This is a genomic window from Klebsiella planticola (assembly GCF_000783935.2).
Classification (GTDB): Bacteria; Pseudomonadota; Gammaproteobacteria; order Enterobacterales; family Enterobacteriaceae; genus Klebsiella; species Klebsiella planticola.
The window spans coordinates 2,298,131-2,316,007 of sequence record NZ_CP026047.1 but is presented as its reverse complement, the minus strand read 5'-3'; the positions used below and the strand labels follow the sequence as shown (position 1 = coordinate 2,316,007).

Genomic DNA, 17,877 nt, shown 5'->3' with positions numbered 1-17,877 from the left:
GGATCCTCTGCTCAAGAGACAGTCCACAAATCCGGCAGCCCAGCCTGATTAACGCAGAGGAGGTGTGCGCGGCGGTACCAGACGTTGACTACCGGTTGCTTCAAAAGCCGACCCAAAGCGGAGCAGATTATTGTCGTCATAAGCCCGACCGGCGAAGGTGAGACCTACAGGCATACCTATATCGGCCATCACCCCCATGGGGACGGTAACGGTCGGGACACCCAGGTGACGAATGGCGAGGTTACCGTTAGCGACCCAGACGCCATTGCTCCAGGCGATATCGGCCGAAGCAGGGTTGATATGCGCATCCGCCGGTCCGACGTCAGCCACGGTCGGGAACAGTACGGCATCAAGTCTGAGCTCGTCCATCCACTCTTCCAGATCCAACTTACGCGTTTTCTCCAGACCGCGCAGACCATCCGGTACGCTTGCGATTTGGTTGTACGCTTTGAGGCCACGTTTGGCCATATTGACATACTCCTCCATGCCCGCCGCGAGATCGCCTTCGCGGTTCGGGAGCGTGCCCAGATCGTGCGGGAATATAAGGGGACCGTTGGCATCCGCCAGTTTGTTAAGTTCAGGGTCACCGTTGGCGCGCAGGAATTCGTCAAAAGCCCAGCCAGACAGTTCCCAGAGCTCATCATTGAGGAACTCTGGCGAGACGATCCCACGATTAAATACGGTTGGCGCACCGGGACGGTCACCTTCGCAGTTTGATACCAGCGGGAAATCCACTTCCACAACGTCTGCGCCAGCCTCTTCCAGTGTTTTTCGCGCGGCTTCCCAAAGGTCTATCACCGAAGCGCGCGTATGAATGCGTTGACCGGTTGGCCCACCAATACCGGGATTTTCACCCGTACCGGCCAACTCATCTTTATTAATAAACATCCGCGGCACGCCGAAGCGTTTGCCTTTAAGCGTATCGGGTTTGACGTTGAGCTCCAGGTAGGAAGCAGGCCGAACCTCCGAAGATTTGGGTATTTTCACCCAGGGCTGCAGCCGCCACAGGTCGCCACGAGTTATTGGATCGTCGGCAACAACAACATCCAGAACTTCAAGCAGGTCGACCATCGTACGGGCGTAAGGTACCACCACATCCATTGTTGGCGTCAACGGCCAGTTACCGCGAACAGAAATCACGCCGCGTGACGGCGTATAAGCACACAGACCATTATTAGAAGCAGGGCCTCGGCCGCTCGACCAGGTTTCTTCAGCCAGGCCAAATGCGGAGAAACTCGCCGCTGTACCCGTACCGGCACCATTAGAAGAACCGGAGGCGAACGGTGCGGTAAGATAATCGGCGTTATACGGACTTTCAGCGCGCCCGTAGTGACCTCGCTGCATACCGCCATTAGCCATTGGCGGCATGTTGGTTTTACCCAGGCAGATGGCACCTGCGGTGCGTAAGCGCTCGACGGCAAACGCATCGTACTGGGCAATTAAATCCTTAAAGGCCGGGCTACCGGCAGCGGCGGTAAGGCCCTTAACTAAATAGCTGTCCTTAGCGGTATAAGGTATGCCATCCAGTGGACCCAAGGGTTCGCCACGGGCACGACGCGCGTCCGAGGCCTCTGCTTCCGCGAGCGCATCAGGGTTACGTACAACCACAGCATTCAATTTAGTCTGCGTCTCGGGGCCATTGTAGGCATCTATTCGGGCAAGATAAGCCTTAACCAGCTCGACCGCTGTGGTTTGACCTGACTCAAGCGCTTTTCGCAGCTCGGCAATAGACACCTCGGTTACTTCGAACATGCTGCTCCCTCCTGGATCAAAATGAATGATTGATTGTTTCGCTCTCCCGAGCCAGACATATTGCAGTTCTCATCGCTCTTTTTCATAGACCATACTCCTTTATCAGGATTATTTACGTTAAGGACTTATTCTCTGGTTAATTTATTACTATCCTCAAAACATTAATTTACGGCTTGCGTTAGTTTTTCATGGGACTTTTCAGCGCGCCGAATAATAATGTCCCCCACAGCCAGGACAATAATGACTCCCGACAGGATTGGGCCACTATGGTGCCACTCAATAATGCCTTTGGGTAAATCCGGGAAAATAAATAGCATGGCGCACATAAAAATAAACACCATGCACAACAGCGAGCAGCCGATGGCAACTGGCAATCCCCCCGGTACTTTAAATGGTCTAGGCGTGGATGTATCACAAATGCGTAGCTTAATAAATGAGGCGAAAAATAAAAGGTAGCTGATAATAATACAGGCACTGGAAAAAGAGAAAATTGACCAGAACATGTTTGCATTATCCCCTTGGGCAAACCAGGCGTAAACTAAAGTTATAACTGTCGAAACGATTCCCAAAATACGATTAGCCCAGTAAGGTGTATTGTTCCTGGGGTGCCAACGACCAATAAAAGCGGGTAGTTCACCTTCTCTCGCGGCTTCGGCTGCAGCACGACTGGGCGCCATAGCCCACGTCACCTGGTTACCAACAATCGAAAGCATAAAAAAGACACAGACCAGAATAATGAGTGGACTGCCTTCCCCAAGCAACGGACCAAGGGCATCGACTATACCGGAAACAAGATTGAGATTTTCCAGGGGAATGGCCATCAGAATCCCCATGGAGCCGAACACGTAAAGGAAAGCAATGGCCAGAGAAGCTAAAAGAATGGCCCGGGGCATATCTCTCACAGGATTGCGAAGCTCTTTACCCATACAGGCAACCAGCTCTAATCCGACAAGGTTATAAACAATGACGGCCAGGAACCCGATACCTGAAGATGCTGAAGGGAGCATCGTCTGAAGCGAAAATTCGTTGGCAGGCCCATGCACAAACAGATGATAAAACCCGGCGATACCAAGGATCATTATCACGGTAATTTTAAAAATTGCCCCGGAGACTGTCAGCCAGATACCCACGCTGGTTTTAAAATTAATGAAAGCGATCGTGAGCCAGCTCATCACCAGAACTATTGCCACCTGCCACATCAGGGACAATTCCGGCATAAAAACACGAGCAAACATACCGGCGAAGAGAATATACCCTGCCGGCATCCAAAGGCCACCGGCCAACCAGTATAAATAAACGGCTCTGGTTGACATACGTGCACCAAAAGCCCTGCGGATCCAGTCATATATACCGCCTTCCGCAGGATAAGCCGTACCCAGCTCTGAAGTGATCAATGAGTAAGGGACAATGAAAAATATTAAAGTTATCCCCCACCAGAAAAGACCGCTGGGGCCTATTGCTGCCGAAGCAGTAAGCGTTTCAAGGACAATAACCGCACACATACAAAATAATGAAATTTGTGTTATTCCCATTCTTCCCTTATTACTTTGTGAGTCCATAAGAGGCTTCCTGTTATATTTGACGGTTTATTAATTTCCCGGTACATATCGGGTAGCTATTAACGCGTTGTCGTTTATCATTCATCCTGCTGAGGTTAATAAAGCAATACATATGCCAGTTATTTTACATTTTTAACTTATTGAATTTATGCATATTTAGCAAAAAATACCCATAGCCAAAAATCATCACTTCGCTTAAATTTAAGCAGGGCGCCAGATTTTAATCAGTCGGGAGGAAAAAAAGTGAAAGTTGATATTGATCACGAATTACAGGCGGCAATAAAAGTTTTTGAGCGTTTTTTTGATGTCCTTGGCCAGCCTTTTTCGGTCCTGAATGTGGCAGGGGAACATGTTTATTACAACCAGGAAAATGCCGATCTGGATGAGTGTCAGCGTAAGGATGTTCTCGGCAGACACATGCTTAGGGCTTTTCCTTCCATTCATGCTGATGACAATGAAATGCTCAGGGCGCTGCAATATGGTGAGGAATCAATTAATCACCAGAAAAGTTATTATACTCCCAGCGGTAAACTGATTGATTATCAGCATACAACGGTGCCACTCTTCAACTCCTCCGGGAAGATAATGGGTGTCATCGAGTCAGGCCAGGATCTTTCCCGTTTTCGGAAGTTGCAGCGTCATTTGTCTGTGCTCAATGAAAAATTATTTAGTCGGGACGCGGGGGAGCAACCCGAAATTATTCATGATTCAGAAGCGATGCAGCAGGTTCTCGATCGTGCAGCACGACTGGCGGCGAGTCATGTGCCGGTTATGGTGATTGGCGAAACAGGAACCGGGAAGGAGTTACTGGCGAATTTCGTTCACAATCACAGCCCCCGTCGTCATAAACCCTTTATAGCGCTGAACTGCGGCGCATTGCCGGTCACGCTCATTGAGAGCACTCTCTTTGGCACGGTGAAGGGGGGATTCACTGGCGCAGAAAATACTCGCGGCTATCTTGAGCTTGCTCATGGAGGCACGCTGTTTCTTGATGAGCTGAATGCGTTGCCGGTCGATGTGCAGGGGAAAATACTCCGTTTTTTACAGGAGAAGACATTCTGGAAAGTAGGAGGTAGTAAAGAACTAAAAGCAGATATCCGCATTATCGCGGCAATGAATGAATCTCCTTTCGATATGATCAGACAGAAGAGATTACGTGACGATCTGTTCTACAGGTTAGAAATTGGTATGGTGGTTATCCCTCCCCTCAGAGAGAGGAAAGATGAAATTATTCCTCTGGCTCGTCATTTTATGGCCAAACACCAGGCGAATAGCAACAAGGATGTTTATCCTTTCCTTGCATCGGTTGAAAAGCAGCTACTTGATTACGACTGGCCGGGTAACGTCAGGATGCTGGAAAACGTCATTGTGAGGAGTCTCTTACTTCAAAAAACGCCGGGTCCGTTGACTGAGCTTTTCTTTAATCATGAAACCGATGTCATTACACATTTTTCTGCCGAAGCATCCTCGCAAAGCGCTTCTCTGGTCGAAACCTATCGTGAAAACCTTACCGTCGAAGAAGGGACATTGACGGATAAACTTGAGCAGTATGAATACCAGATCTTAATCGAGGCTTTAAAAGAAGCTCATGGGTGCGTGGCTAAAGCCGCAAGGATGCTGGGAATTTCACGTGGAGCGCTGCAGTATAAAGTGAAAAAACACAATATTATGTTCAGTCTGGAAGAAAAAAGAGCGTGAATTTGCAGCTTCGGTCGTGAATAACAAAATCAGGACGCCTGTGTAGCCACTTTCAGCGGGTTTATATATTTACGTAGAGATAATCCTCCATCACCATGGGTGGTTGCGTGTTGCACCACGGGGATATCCCGATATCACCTGTTGCCTGGTGAAGATCCATAGAGTCCTTGCGAATTAGCCGACCAGCACCGATGTCAGACATCGCATTGCCGAGCCTGCAGCTAAATAGCGCGACAGGCAGACGGTACAGCCTGGCTGACCAATCCTGTCTTGTTTGAGAGAACATTCGCTGTTATCTGAATGCACAGAGTCCCGGGCCTCAACGAGGTAATTTTTCGTTGTACGCCTTGAGAAATTGCTGGCTGATGGGGCAAAAAAACAGGCCACAGCGCTGTGTGGCCTGAAAGTGGATCAACGATTAGATTCCTGCCGTTTCACGAATGTATTTACGCGCTTTGAGGGCGTATTCGAAGGGGTTAGCCAGCGCCGGATCCTGTTCGGCTTCAACCACCATCCAGCCTTTGTAACCATGGTCGTCCAGCAGTTTGAACACCGGACGGAAGTCGATCACGCCATCGCCAGGCACGGTGAAGGTGCCTTTCTTCACGCCATCAAGGAATGACAGCCCTTCGCGACGAACCTGCTCAATCACCGGAGGACGGACATCTTTCAGGTGCACGTGGTTGATACGCGGCAGGTATTTCTTGAGGATCGCCAGCATCGGCGCTTCGCCCCCTTCGGAATACCAGGCGTGTCCGGTGTCGTACAGCAGAAAGACTTTGTCATCGACCAGCGACATAAATTTGTCGATCTCTTCGCTGGTCTGAATACCGGTCCCCATATGGTGGTGCAGACACACCTGCATGCCCTTCTCAGCGGCCAGGCGCCCCAGCGTGTTGTAGCCTTCGGCGACGCGCTGCCACTCTTCCTCGCTGAAGCAGGGTTTTGCCTCGCCGAGAATCGGTTTTTCCAGCCCCTGAATGCTGCCGCTTTGCTCGGAGCAGCCAATCACTCTCGCCCCCATCGCGTGCAGGAAATTCATGTGATTCACAAACTCGTCAATGGTCTTTTCCCGCTGCCCGTTGGCAAAAAAGGTGCTGAACCAGGCATTGCAGATCTGAATGCCGCGAATATCCAGCATCGGCTTCAGCACCGCCGGATCGCGCGGGTATTTGCTGCCCACTTCGCTGCCGCTAAACCCCGCCAGCGCCATTTCGCTGACAATCTGCTGAAAGGTATTTTCGCTGCCCAGTTCAGGCATATCATCGTTGGTCCAGCCAATAGGGGCGATCGCCAGTTTTACATTATCTTTGTTCATAAAAATGCTCCTGTTGCCGCGCTTTAGCGACGCAGCAATTCACGTTCGATGAGTTCACGGGTTTCCACTGCCTGGTATTTCATTTTTTCCGGGTAGCCAAATAGCGAGGCGGCCACAATCGGCGCGCCGCCGACCTTGAAGGTCTGCTCGGCAAATTTCATTTCGCGCAGGGTGCGGAACAGCGCGTCGAAATCCACATCCCCCTCGCCAACGCCCACATGCTGGTGGACCGCGGCATCCACGCCCGGCGGATTAACGATATAGCGGCAGTGCTTGGTATGGTTGCGGGTATCGGCGATCAGCACATGGGAGAGATCGCTTCCCGCATAGCGCAGCATTTTCTCGACCTCACCTTTCCCTTTGTCATAAAAGAAAGTGTGCGGAACGCTGTATACGTACTTCACATTCTCGCTACGGAACGACTTCACGATATCGACGGTTTCGTTGTTCTCTTCGCAGAAGTCCCACGGATGCGCCTGAATCTCCACGCGAATACCTTCGCGCTCGAAAATGGGCAGCAGCTCATCCATCGAGCGATAGAACATCTCTTCGCATATTTCCGGCTGATTCGGATCGCCGGAAAACTCGGTGTTGATCACCTGCACACCCATTTCTACCGCCACTTCGATCAGCCGTTTCCAGTTTTTTACCGCCGCCTGACGGCGCAGTTCATCCGGGCCGGACCAGCGGTAAACGCAGATAAACGAGGAGATCTCCACGCCGGTCTCACGCAGCGCCTGTTTGTACTCGGCAATCACTTCCCGACCGGCGCGCGGATGTTTGTAGAACGGGTTAATCTGCGGATGGGGCGATTGCTCAATGTACTTGTAACCCCATTCCGCAACCTGGTGGACCATCCGGGTAATCCCGAGATCGCGAATCACATCAACGTCGAAAGCAATTTTCATCGTCGTTACCTGTTCAAAGAAGTTCCGTAAGCGAGAGGCGGATTAGCGTTTGTAGAATGCCGGGCACTCAGGCAGCGTCACCTCAACCGGCTCGCTGGTTCCCTGAGCTTTAATACAGGCGTCAGCAGCCACGGATGCCGCATAGCCGTCCCATGCCGATGGGCCCTGCAGCTGACCTGCCTGAACATCATTGATGAAGGCCTGCAGCTCCACGTCGTAGGCTTTGATAAAGCGATCCTTCCAGTCGGTCAGGATGGCGGTCGACAGGTTAGCGGCTTTGCGCATCTGTACTGCTGACGGCTCAGGCAGGCGGGCAATACCGGTTTCGCCCACCACTTCGCACTGGATGTCGTAGCCGTACTGGCAGTTGACGAAGACTTCCACGTCGATCAACGTGCCTTTTTTGGTTTCAAACGACACGATCTGTGGGTCTTTCAGACGCGCGTGGGTATGGGAAGTAGAGCGCGGGAAGCGCACCTGTACCGAACAGTAGTCATCGTTGAGCAGCCAGCGCAGCACGTCCAGCTCGTGGATCAGGGTGTTGGTGATCGCCATATCGGTGGTGTAGTTCTCACCGACCGACTGGTTACGGTGGGCGCAGCGCAGCATCAGCGGCGCGCCGATATCACCATCATCAATGACTTTTTTCAGCGCCAGGTAGCCTTCATCGTAAGGGCGCATAAAGCCCACCTGCACCAGGCGGCGGCCCGCTTTCATTTCCGCATCGACTATGCGGCGGCAGCCTTCTGCGCTCATCGCCAGCGGCTTCTCGCAGAACACCGGTTTGCCGGCGGCGATCGCCGCGAGGGTATACTCTTCGTGCGTCGGATCCCACGAGGTGACAAGGATAGCGTCGACATCGCTGGACTGGATAACATCGTGGCCGTCGGTGTAGATTTCCGCCTGCACGCCCGGCAGCGCTACCGCCGCACGTGCGCTCTCCGCATTGATATCCGACACCGCCACCACGGTGGCTCCCTGTAAGACCTGGGTACAACGACGGATATGTTCTTTCCCGATGGCGCCAGCGCCGATGACACCTAATTTGAGTGACATAGTGGTTTTCTCCGTGATTCTGTAGGGTTCAAGGTGAGCGTTCTGTTCTAGTAATCCCGCGCTTCGGCGCGTTTTTCATTAATCATTTCAGCAACTTTGCGAATACGTTCTGACAAGGCCGTTTGGGCGACGCCGACGTTCCACCAGCTGCCGTAGGAATGCACCATGGTCTTCGGCAGCACTTTAATATCAATCAGCGTGCTGATCGTCTCGCGACGCGCGGCATCCAGCGCCTGACGCAGTTCATTCAGGGTGGTGACACGCCAGGTTTTGCAACCGTAGCCCGCCGCAATAGTGGCGAAATCGACCGGCACCAGGCCGCCCTGCAGCTGCCCGTTCTCCGCTGAGCGATAGCGAAACTCGGTGCCGAAGCTGCCCATACCGTGGCCAATCTGCAGGTTGTTGATGCAGCCGTTGGCCATATTGTCGAGCAGTACCACGTTGATCTTCGCCCGCTCCTGCAACGAGGTCACCAGCTCAGAGTGCAGCATCATGAAAGAGCCGTCTCCGACCAGGGAATAGACTTCGGTTTGCGGCTGCGCCAGCTTCACCCCCAGCGCGGCATTCACTTCATAGCCCATGCAGGAGTAGCCGTACTCTACGTGATAGGTGTTGGGGGCCCGGTTGCGCCAGACGCGCTGCAGATCCCCGGGCAAGCTGCCCGCTGCCGCCACAATTACCGCATCCGCCGCAAGCGTTTCATTGAGTACCCCCAGCACGCTGCTCTGGGTCAGCGTGGAGTCGGTGATCTGGCGAAATTCCCGATATACCGACTCGCGATCGAGAGCATCATCGACTTCCGGGACAAAAGCCTCTTCCTGCCAGACGGCCTGATAGACGCGCTGGGTCTCTTTCAGCTGGCGGCTCTGGACGCTGTCAATCTGCGCGCCCCAGTTCGCCTGCCAGCCTTCGCTGGCCAGCGCGCTGTCCAGTGACGTCAGGGCTTCGCGGGCATCGGCCAGCAGCGGAATACCGTCAAGTTTCCAGGCATCGAAGTTGCTGACGTTGACATTCAGAAAGCGCACGCCGGGGTGCTGGAACAACCATTTTGATGAGGTGGTGAAATCGCTAAAGCGGGTGCCGATACCGATAACCAAATCGGCTTCTTTCGCCAACAGGTTGGCGGCCAGGCAGCCGGTTTCGCCGACGCCGCCGACGTTCAGCGGATGGGAGGAGACCACCGTCCCTTTCCCGGCCTGAGTTTCTGCGAACGGAATGCTGTAGCGTTCCGCGAAGCGGGACAGGGCCTCCCCGGCACCGGCATATTTCACCCCGCCGCCGCAAATAATCAGCGGTTTACGGCTGGCCTTAATGGCCGCCACCGCATCCGCCAGCTGGGCGGCGCTGGCCGGACGGCGATCGAGACGATGCACGCGGCGAACAAAGAACGACTCCGGGTAATCCCAGGCTTCGCCCTGCACATCCTGCGGCAGACAGAGAGTGACGGCGCCGGTTTCCGCCGGATCGGTCAGGACGCGCATCGCGTTAATGCAGGCGCTCATCAGCTGTTCCGGGCGCGTAATGCGATCCCAGTATTTGCTGACGGCCCGGAAGGCGTCGTTGGTGCTGATGCTGAGGTCATAACTTTGCTCAACCTGCTGCAGCACCGGATCCGGCTGACGGCTAGCAAACACATCGCCGGGCAGCAGCAGCAGAGGAATACGGTTGGCGGTGGCCGTCGCGGCGGCGGTAATCATATTGGCCGCCCCCGGTCCGACGGAAGAAGTGCAGGCAATGATCTGGCGGCGCAGAGACTGGCGGGCGAAACCGGTGGCGGCGTGCGCCATACCTTGTTCGTTACGCCCCTGGAAGACCCGCATTTCGCCGCTGTCTTGTTCCAGCGCCTGGCCCAGCCCCAGCACGTTGCCGTGGCCAAAGATGGCGAAAATACCTTTTACGAATTTATGCTCTTCGCCATCCACGTCGAGAAACTGGTTATCAAGGAACTTCACCAGCGCCTGTGCCATTGTCAGTCTCAGTTTGCCCATCTTGCACAATCCTTATTGTTCAGTATTTGTGTGTGGGTTAGCGCGTTTTCCCCGTACTACACGCTTGTCACAGCCGCGGGAAATCGTTAACGTCCACTGGAATACTTTTGGATTATAGGCAAACATTTTTTTCATTAAATAGAAATACAGAAAAAATATTTCATTTTGCGAGAGGGATCAAACTCTCTCTCTGTTTCACCCGTTTCACCCACGCCGGCCACACCGCCTTCGGCCGCTCAAGGCGCGCCGCCGCTTAAATATCCCTTTAAAAATCATGCATAAAGCACTCTCTTACCGAACCCTGTCACAGCAGGCGTCATCCGCGCCTTCGATCCTTTGCAGAATGGGGCCTGGCGCGGCAGAGTGGTAGATCCCTCACACTTTTGGTTTTTTAATTTCGATCTCATTTGCAAATGAAATATTTATTTCTCAAACTAGGGATATCCGTTCACCCTCAGGCTGTGTGTGGAGTCCTTGTCGGCATTCCGACCCTTCCGTACAGCAGATATGTAAAAGGAAAACCTAGCTATGAATGCAGCAGTAAAGCGGCTCGACGTCATCTGTATTGGCCGGGTGGCTGTCGACCTCTATGCCCAGCAGATTGGTGCAAGGCTAGAAGATGTTGCCAGTTTCTCTAAATATCTGGGCGGCTCTTCCGGCAACGTAGCCTTTGGTACCGCCATTCAGGGATTAAAATCAGCCATGCTGGCGCGCGTCGGCGATGAGCACAATGGCCGTTTTCTACGCGAAACGCTCGGCCGGGTCGGGGTCGATACCGAATACCTGATCACGGATAAACAGCGTCTCACCGCGCTGGTGATGCTGGGCATTAAAGATCAGGAGACCTTCCCGCTCATTTTTTACCGTGATAATTGTGCCGATATGGCGCTGGTGCCTGAGGATATTAACGAGGAGTACATCGCCTCTTCCCGTGCGCTGGCGGTAACGGGCACGCACCTCTCTCATCCCAACACCCGCGCGGCGGTACTGAAAGCGCTGGAGTACGCCCGCCGTCACGGCCTGCGCACCGCGCTGGATATCGATTACCGTCCGGTGCTGTGGGGATTGACCTCGCTGGGTGACGGTGAAACGCGTTTCATCGAATCCGGTCCGGTCACCAGTCAGCTTCAGGAAGTGCTACATCTGTTCGATTTAGTGGTCGGTACAGAAGAGGAGTTCCATATTGCCGGCGGCAGTACCGATACGCTGACCGCGCTGAAAAATGTCCGCCATGCGACCAAAGCGACGCTGGTCTGCAAACGGGGCCCGATGGGCTGCGTGGTGCTGGAAGGCGACATTCCCGATAGCTGGGACAGCATTCCGCTCCAGCAGGGCGTACGGGTTGAGGTACTCAACGTGCTGGGCGCGGGCGATGCCTTTATGTCCGGTCTGCTGCGCGGCTGGCTGAATGATGAAGGCTGGGAGCAGGCGTGTCGCTACGCCAACGCCTGCGGCGCGCTGGTGGTCTCGCGCCACGGCTGCGCGCCGGCGATGCCGACCAAAGTCGAGCTGGATGATTATCTGCTGCGGGCGCAATCCGTGCCACGTCCGGATATCGATGCGCGATTAAACCATTTACACCGCGTCACCAGCCGCCGTCAGCAGTGGCCGGAGCTGTGCATTTTCGCTTTTGATCATCGTAAACAGTTGGCGGATCTGGCCCATGAAACCGGATGCGATCCGGCCTCTATTCCCCGGCTCAAGCTGCTGCTGCTGGCAGCCGCCGAAGCGGCCGCCAAAGAGGCGGGGCTGGAACAGCGCAGCGGGATTCTCGCCGACGGCACCTACGGTCAGAGCTCGCTGAATGCCATTACCGGTAAAGGCTGGTGGATTGGTCGCCCTATCGAGCTGCCGGGTTCGCGCCCGCTGCGTCTGGAACACGGCAACATTGGTTCCCAGCTGATCGACTGGCCGCTGGAGCATGTGGTGAAATGCCTGGTCTTCTATCATCCGGCAGATCCGGCACCGCTGCGGGCTGAGCAGGATGCGCTGCTGCTGGAAGTCTGGCAGGCCTGCAACAAGTCCGGACACGAGCTGCTGCTGGAAGTGATCCAGCCGGAAAATGGCCCGGATAAAGACGAGCGTCACTACCACACGATGCTGGAACATTTTTACCAGCTCGGCATTCAGCCGGACTGGTGGAAGCTGCCGCCGCTCTCCAGCGCCAGCTGGGAAAAGATCGCGGGTCTGATCGCGCGCGAAGATCCCTGGTGTCGCGGGATCCTGCTCCTTGGCCTCGATGCGCCGTCAGATCGGCTGCGCGCCGGGTTTGCCGAGGCCGCCGGCCACCCGATCATCAAAGGCTTCGCCGTCGGACGTACCATTTTTGGCCAGCCTTCACGGCGCTGGATGGCGGGCGAACTGAGCGATGAGGCGCTGATTGGCGAGGTGAAACGCAACTACCTGACGCTCATCGACTACTGGCGTGAAGCCCGCGGTTAACCGCGATAAAACTCGCCCGCGCCTCCCGGTGCGGGTTTTTTTCTGTTTCTTCGTGAAATGAATCGCGTATTTCATCGCAAAAAATGAAAAATTCGCTTCATTTGGTACACTGGAAGTTATATTCCTTTCATTTTCTCAGAGCGCAATCTATGGCCAATAATCCGACCCAACTGACCATCCTGCAGGATGAAATCCGGCGTCGCTACGATACATTAAGCAAACGCTTAAAACAGGTGGCACGCTATATTCTGGATAACAGTAATAGCGTCGCTTTCGATACCGTCGCCTCCATCGCCCAGCAGGCGGATGTCCCGCCATCGACGTTGATCCGTTTCGCTAATGCGTTCGGCTTTAGCGGCTTTAACGAAATGAAGCAGATGTTCAGACAGCATCTGATGGAAGAGACCGCCAACTATACCGAACGCGCGCGCCTGTTCCGCCAGACCACCAACGATGAAACGTCGCCGCCGGAAACGCCGACTGAAATTCTCAATATGTTCACCATGGTGAATACCCAGGCGCTGCAGCAGCTGGCGATGCAGACCTCTGGCGATGATCTCGAGCGCGCGGTCGCCCTGCTGGCGGAGGCGGAGAATATCTATGTGATTGGCCTGCGCCGCTCGTTTAGCGTCGCCTCCTATTTGACCTATGCGCTGCGTCATCTTGACCGTAAAGCGTTTCTGATCGATGGCCTCGGCGGAATGTTCACCGAGCAGCTGAGCCTGGTGGGACCGAAAGATGTGGTGGTCGCCGTAAGCTTCTCGCCCTACGCGCGTGAAGTTGTCGAGCTGGTTGAACTTGGCGCCCAGCGCAAGGCGCGACAGATTGCGATTACCGACAGCCAGGTCAGCCCGCTCGCGGCCTTCAGCGATGTCTGCTTTGTGGTACGTGAAGCGCAGGTTGACGGTTTCCGCTCCCAGGTGGCCTCTCTGTGCCTGGCTCAGACGCTGGCCGTGTCACTGGCGCTAAACAGCAGCAAAGAACCGCAAACCCAGCAGAACCTCGCCTGACCCTGCCCCCTCTCCCGGATTCCGCGCCAGCGCCTTATCCGGGCAACCATCCCCCGTAGCCCCGGTCAGCGCAGCGCCACCGGGGGTATATCTCCGGCCTTCAGGAAACCTCCCGGATTGCCGCGCCAGCGCCTTATCCGGGCGACCATCCCCCCGTAGCCCCGGTCAGCGCAGCGCCACCGGGGGAATATCTCCGGCCATCAGGAAACCTCCCGGATTCCGCGCCAGCGCCTTACCCGGGCAACCATCCCCCCCTGTAGCCCCGGTCAGCGCAGCGCCACCGGGGGAATATCTCCGGCCTTCAGGAAACCTCCCGGATTGCCGTACCAGCGCCTTATCCGGGCGACCAGCCCCTGTAGCCCCGGTCAGCGCAGCGCCACCGGGGGAATATCTCCGACCTTCAGGAAACCTCCCGGATTGCCGCGCCAGCGCCTTATCCGGGCGACCATCCCCCCGTAGCCCCGGTCAGCGCAGCGCCACCGGGGAATACTTGCGGGCAACCACCGGGGAACAGGTGCAGACAAAAAGGGCCGCTAAGCAAAAACTTAGCGGCCCTTTTAACGCTTACGATCCGTCAGTCGTGACGAGGATAGTCAGGACTGTTGATCCACGCGTGGTCCTCTTCCCAGGTAAACAACCACTTGCGCTCCGGCCCGGCCATCACGTTCAGATAATAGCTGTCATACCCGGCAATCGCCGCGACCGGGTGATAGCCGCGCGGCACCATCACCACATCGTGGTTGTAAGGCGCCATGCAGGCATCCAGGCTGCGGTCATCGGTATATACCCGCTGGAGTGCGAAGCCCTGCGGCGGATCGAAACGGTGATAGTAGGTCTCTTCCAGCTGGGTCTCTTTACCCGGCTGCGCGGTATCGTGTTTATGCGACGGCCAGGAGCTGGTGGCGCCTTCGTCGGTATACACCTCCACCACCAGCAGACAGTCGGCCTGCGCATTATCCGGCAGGATATTGTGCACCAGACGCTGATTACGCCCTTTGCCACGATGTTCAACGCCCACATCCTGCGGACGAATCACCCGCGCCGGCAGCGTACCTTTACCTGGCGCGCTGCACACCGCCAGTTCAAGGTCAGAATCCGCCGTCACCTCCACCTTGTCCTGCGTCGGGACATACACCGCCCACGGCGGCGTACGTTCAAACGGCGACATTCGCTGTCCCAGCCCGGGGAAGTCGGCCTTCGTCGTTTTGACCGACGCCAGCCCGGCAACCAGCACCAGACACAGCTCGCGCTCGCCGCTTTCCAGCGTAATGCTCTGCCCTTTTTTCAGCATCCACACATCAAAACCGATATAGCGCCAGCCGGCGCTTTGCGGCGTGATGTGCTGGATCTGCCCCTCTTTTCGTGATTTAGCCAGTAACGACATGGCGTTCTCCTTCGCCGATTAACCTAATGTCGGCATGCTGAATTCAGATACGGTTTGCTGCCCTTCCGGCCAACGCACGGTGGCGGTTTTCATCCGGGTGTAGAAGCGCACGCCGTCAGGTCCATGGACGTTGAGGGCGCCAAATACCGAGCGTTTCCAGCCGCCGAAGCTGTGGAAGGCCATTGGTACCGGAACCGGCACGTTCACCCCGACCATTCCGGCCTGGACATCATGCACGAATTCACGGGCAGTGTGTCCATTGCTGGTGAAGACGGCGCTGCCGTTGCCAAATTCGTGGCTGTTCACCAGCTCCAGCGCGCTGTGATAGTCCGCCACGCGGACAATGCCCAGTACCGGTCCAAAAATCTCTTCCCGCCAGATGGTCATATCCGGCGTCACGTGGTCGAACAGCGTACCGCCGACATAGTACCCGTCATCATAGCCTGACACGCGCAGCTTACGCCCGTCGACGACCAGTTTCGCCCCTTCGCTGGCGCCTTTATCGATATAGCCCAGCACTTTCTTCTGATGGGTATCGGAAACCACCGGGCCCATTTCGTTCTCTTCTTTGCCGCGCATGCATCCCGGCCCGACTTTCAGCGCTTCCACCAGCGGCTTCAGACGCGCAATCAGCTTATCCGCCGTTTCATCACCCACCGCGACCACGACCGGCAACGCCATGCAGCGCTCGCCCGCAGAACCAAACGCACCGCCCATAATCGCATTTACCGTCGCATCCAGATCCGCGTCCGGCATCACAATCGCATGGTTTTTCGCCGCGCCAAAGGCCTGCACGCGTTTGCCGTGGGCGCTGGCGGTTTTGTAGATATATTCGGCAACGCCGGAGGAGCCGACGAAGCTGACCGCCGCAATACGCGGATCGGTATACAGCTGCTCGGCATCATCGTTGCTGCAGTGCACAACGTTAAAGACGCCATCCGGCAGGCCTGCTTCCTTCAGCAGTTCAGCCAGGCGTACCGCGGCCGTCGGGGCCAGCGCCGGCGGCTTGAGGATGAAGCTGTTGCCGCAGGCCAGCGCCAGCGGGAACATCCACATCGGAACCATCGCCGGGAAGTTAAACGGCGTAATCCCCGCCACCACACCCAGCGGCTGCATCAGCGAATAGCTGTCCACGCCGGTGCCGACGTCAGATGAGTATTCACCTTTAATCAGATGCGGAATACCGCAAGCAAATTCAACCACTTCCAGACCACGGGTCAGTTCACCCAGTGCATCTGACCAGACCTTACCGTGCTCGCTAACGATGATTCCCGCCAGCTCCTCAGCATGTTGCTCAAGCAGCATTTTAAAGTTGAACAGCACGCGGGCGCGGCGTAGCGGCGTGGTGCGCGACCAGCTTTCAAAGGCATCACGGGCAACCTGAATGGCATCAGAGACTTCCTGAGCGGTCGACAAAGTGACTTCGCGCACCACCTTGCCCGTCGCCGGGTCGTACACCGGCATCGTTTCATTGCTGCTGCTGGTGACGGTTTTCCCGCCAATAAAGTTTCCTGTGATCGTCATCTTCTCGCCTCATGATGTGGGAAGGCCAACGCTGCGGCCCCTTTCCGATTTTGCTGTGCTATAACCGTAGTAAAATGAAACTTATATTTCAATGTTGATGTAGAATGAAATTCTATTTTGGTGATGACCGTCGCATTTCCCGGCCCCGGCGCTCGAGTTTCGTCAAGAAAGCGCCTGCGATAAGATTCAGCTGCGACGCCATCTGTACCCGATGTAACTTAGAGCGGTAAAGTACGATTATTTGCGAAGCAGCTCAAAGATCCACCATTTCAGTCATTGCTAATTATGAAATAAATGTTTTGACTTACAGTCGATCGAATAAACCCAACCTATCGTCATTCAGGAGAGCCACATGGCTATCGCACTGCAACGTTTCTGTCTTAATCGCAAGATCGCCCCATCGCTGAGTATCGAGGCCTTTTTCCGTCTGGTGAACAGTCTTGGGCTGAATAAGGTCGAGTTGCGTAATGATTTGCCCGCAGGCAAAGTGACCGACGATCTCAGCCATCAGCAGGTGCGCGAGCTGGCCGACCGCTACCATATTGAGATTTTGACCATCAATGCGGTGTACCCATTTAACCGCCGCACGGAGCAGGTTCGCGGCCTGGCCGAATCGTTGTTGCAGGAGGCCAGAGCCATTGGCGCTAAATCGCTGGTCCTGTGTCCGCTCAACGATGGCAGCGAAGTACCGGCCAGCGAAACGCTGAGCGCGCTGCGCGATCTGTCGCCGCTGTTCTCGTTTTACGGCGTGCGGGGCCTGGTTGAACCGCTGGGTTTCCCGCAGAGCTCACTGCGCTCTGCCGCGCAGACGCAGACGCTCATCCGCGATGCGAAAGTCCCGTTTAAGCTACTGATTGATACCTTCCACCACCATCTCTATCCGCAGGCGGATGCCGAGTTTAGCCAGGTGGATATCGCTGACATCGGTCTGGTGCACCTCTCCGGCGTGGAAGATGCACGTCCACGGGAAAACCTGACCGACGACGAACGTATCATGCTGACGGAAAAAGATCGGCTGCATACCTGTGAGCAAATCAAACACCTCGAAGCCCGGGGTTATCAGGGGGTGTATGCGTTCGAACCGTTTGCGCCGGAGCTGGCATCCTGGAGCGAAGAGGATATCCGCCGCGAGACGGAACGGAGCATCGCGCTCATTCAACGCCATTGCGCCTGAGAGAAATCAACGCCACGCCAGGCGAATGCAGCGATTTCTCACGTCGGTTTGCGGCCAGTTTGCC

Annotated in this window: 12 protein-coding genes; 4 read left to right on the top strand and 8 right to left on the bottom strand. The window is 55.5% G+C overall.

Features of this window, described 5'->3' with window-relative positions; all coding sequences use genetic code 11:
* Positions 1-48: 48 nt before the first annotated feature.
* Together MC50_RS11200 and MC50_RS11195 are read right to left on the bottom strand one after the other, a co-directional pair.
* Positions 49-1,752, bottom strand: a complete 1,704-nt coding sequence (locus MC50_RS11200; protein ID WP_047663868.1) for an amidase — start codon at positions 1,750-1,752, stop codon at positions 49-51.
* 161 nt (positions 1,753-1,913) lie between these two features.
* Complete coding sequence (locus MC50_RS11195; protein ID WP_032697188.1) at positions 1,914-3,311, bottom strand: APC family permease; 1,398 nt, start codon at positions 3,309-3,311, stop codon at positions 1,914-1,916.
* Between the two features lie 243 nt (positions 3,312-3,554).
* Here MC50_RS11195 and MC50_RS11190 point away from each other — a divergent pair, with 243 nt between their 5' ends.
* Complete coding sequence (locus MC50_RS11190; protein ID WP_052135779.1) at positions 3,555-5,009, top strand: sigma-54 interaction domain-containing protein; 1,455 nt, start codon at positions 3,555-3,557, stop codon at positions 5,007-5,009.
* A 418-nt stretch (positions 5,010-5,427) separates the two neighbouring features.
* Here MC50_RS11190 and iolE read toward each other — a convergent pair whose 3' ends face one another.
* From iolE to iolD, 4 genes are read right to left on the bottom strand one after another with little or no spacing between them, the layout of a single operon-like run.
* A complete protein-coding gene (iolE, locus tag MC50_RS11180; RefSeq protein WP_032689750.1) occupies positions 5,428-6,327 on the bottom strand; it encodes a myo-inosose-2 dehydratase in 900 nt (299 codons plus the stop codon).
* A 23-nt stretch (positions 6,328-6,350) separates the two neighbouring features.
* The gene (locus tag MC50_RS11175; protein WP_032689751.1) at positions 6,351-7,235 is read right to left on the bottom strand and encodes a sugar phosphate isomerase/epimerase family protein; all 885 of its coding nucleotides are present in this window, start codon (positions 7,233-7,235) and stop codon (positions 6,351-6,353) included.
* A gap of 42 nt (positions 7,236-7,277) precedes the next feature.
* Positions 7,278-8,291 carry a Gfo/Idh/MocA family protein gene (locus MC50_RS11170; protein ID WP_032697187.1) on the bottom strand — a complete coding sequence of 338 codons (1,014 nt, stop codon included), beginning with the start codon at positions 8,289-8,291 and terminating at the stop codon, positions 7,278-7,280.
* A gap of 47 nt (positions 8,292-8,338) precedes the next feature.
* The gene (iolD, locus tag MC50_RS11165) at positions 8,339-10,279 is read right to left on the bottom strand and encodes a 3D-(3,5/4)-trihydroxycyclohexane-1,2-dione acylhydrolase (decyclizing) (RefSeq protein ID WP_047663862.1); all 1,941 of its coding nucleotides are present in this window, start codon (positions 10,277-10,279) and stop codon (positions 8,339-8,341) included.
* Between the two features lie 528 nt (positions 10,280-10,807).
* On the opposite strand from iolD, the gene MC50_RS11160 reads away from it, so the two are divergent.
* Complete coding sequence (locus MC50_RS11160; RefSeq protein WP_032697185.1) at positions 10,808-12,721, top strand: bifunctional 5-dehydro-2-deoxygluconokinase/5-dehydro-2-deoxyphosphogluconate aldolase; 1,914 nt, start codon at positions 10,808-10,810, stop codon at positions 12,719-12,721.
* A gap of 149 nt (positions 12,722-12,870) precedes the next feature.
* Positions 12,871-13,731, top strand: a complete 861-nt coding sequence (locus MC50_RS11155) for a MurR/RpiR family transcriptional regulator (RefSeq protein WP_032689755.1) — start codon at positions 12,871-12,873, stop codon at positions 13,729-13,731.
* A gap of 574 nt (positions 13,732-14,305) precedes the next feature.
* Here the strand turns inward: MC50_RS11155 and iolB are convergent.
* Both iolB and MC50_RS11145 read right to left on the bottom strand, forming a co-directional pair.
* The gene (gene iolB / locus MC50_RS11150) at positions 14,306-15,115 is read right to left on the bottom strand and encodes a 5-deoxy-glucuronate isomerase (RefSeq protein ID WP_032689761.1); all 810 of its coding nucleotides are present in this window, start codon (positions 15,113-15,115) and stop codon (positions 14,306-14,308) included.
* A gap of 18 nt (positions 15,116-15,133) precedes the next feature.
* A complete protein-coding gene (locus tag MC50_RS11145; protein ID WP_032689762.1) occupies positions 15,134-16,639 on the bottom strand; it encodes a CoA-acylating methylmalonate-semialdehyde dehydrogenase in 1,506 nt (501 codons plus the stop codon).
* A gap of 352 nt (positions 16,640-16,991) precedes the next feature.
* Here MC50_RS11145 and MC50_RS11140 point away from each other — a divergent pair, with 352 nt between their 5' ends.
* Positions 16,992-17,813, top strand: coding sequence for a TIM barrel protein (locus MC50_RS11140; protein ID WP_032697184.1), 822 nt, complete (start codon positions 16,992-16,994; stop codon positions 17,811-17,813).
* Positions 17,814-17,877: the final 64 nt, after the last annotated feature.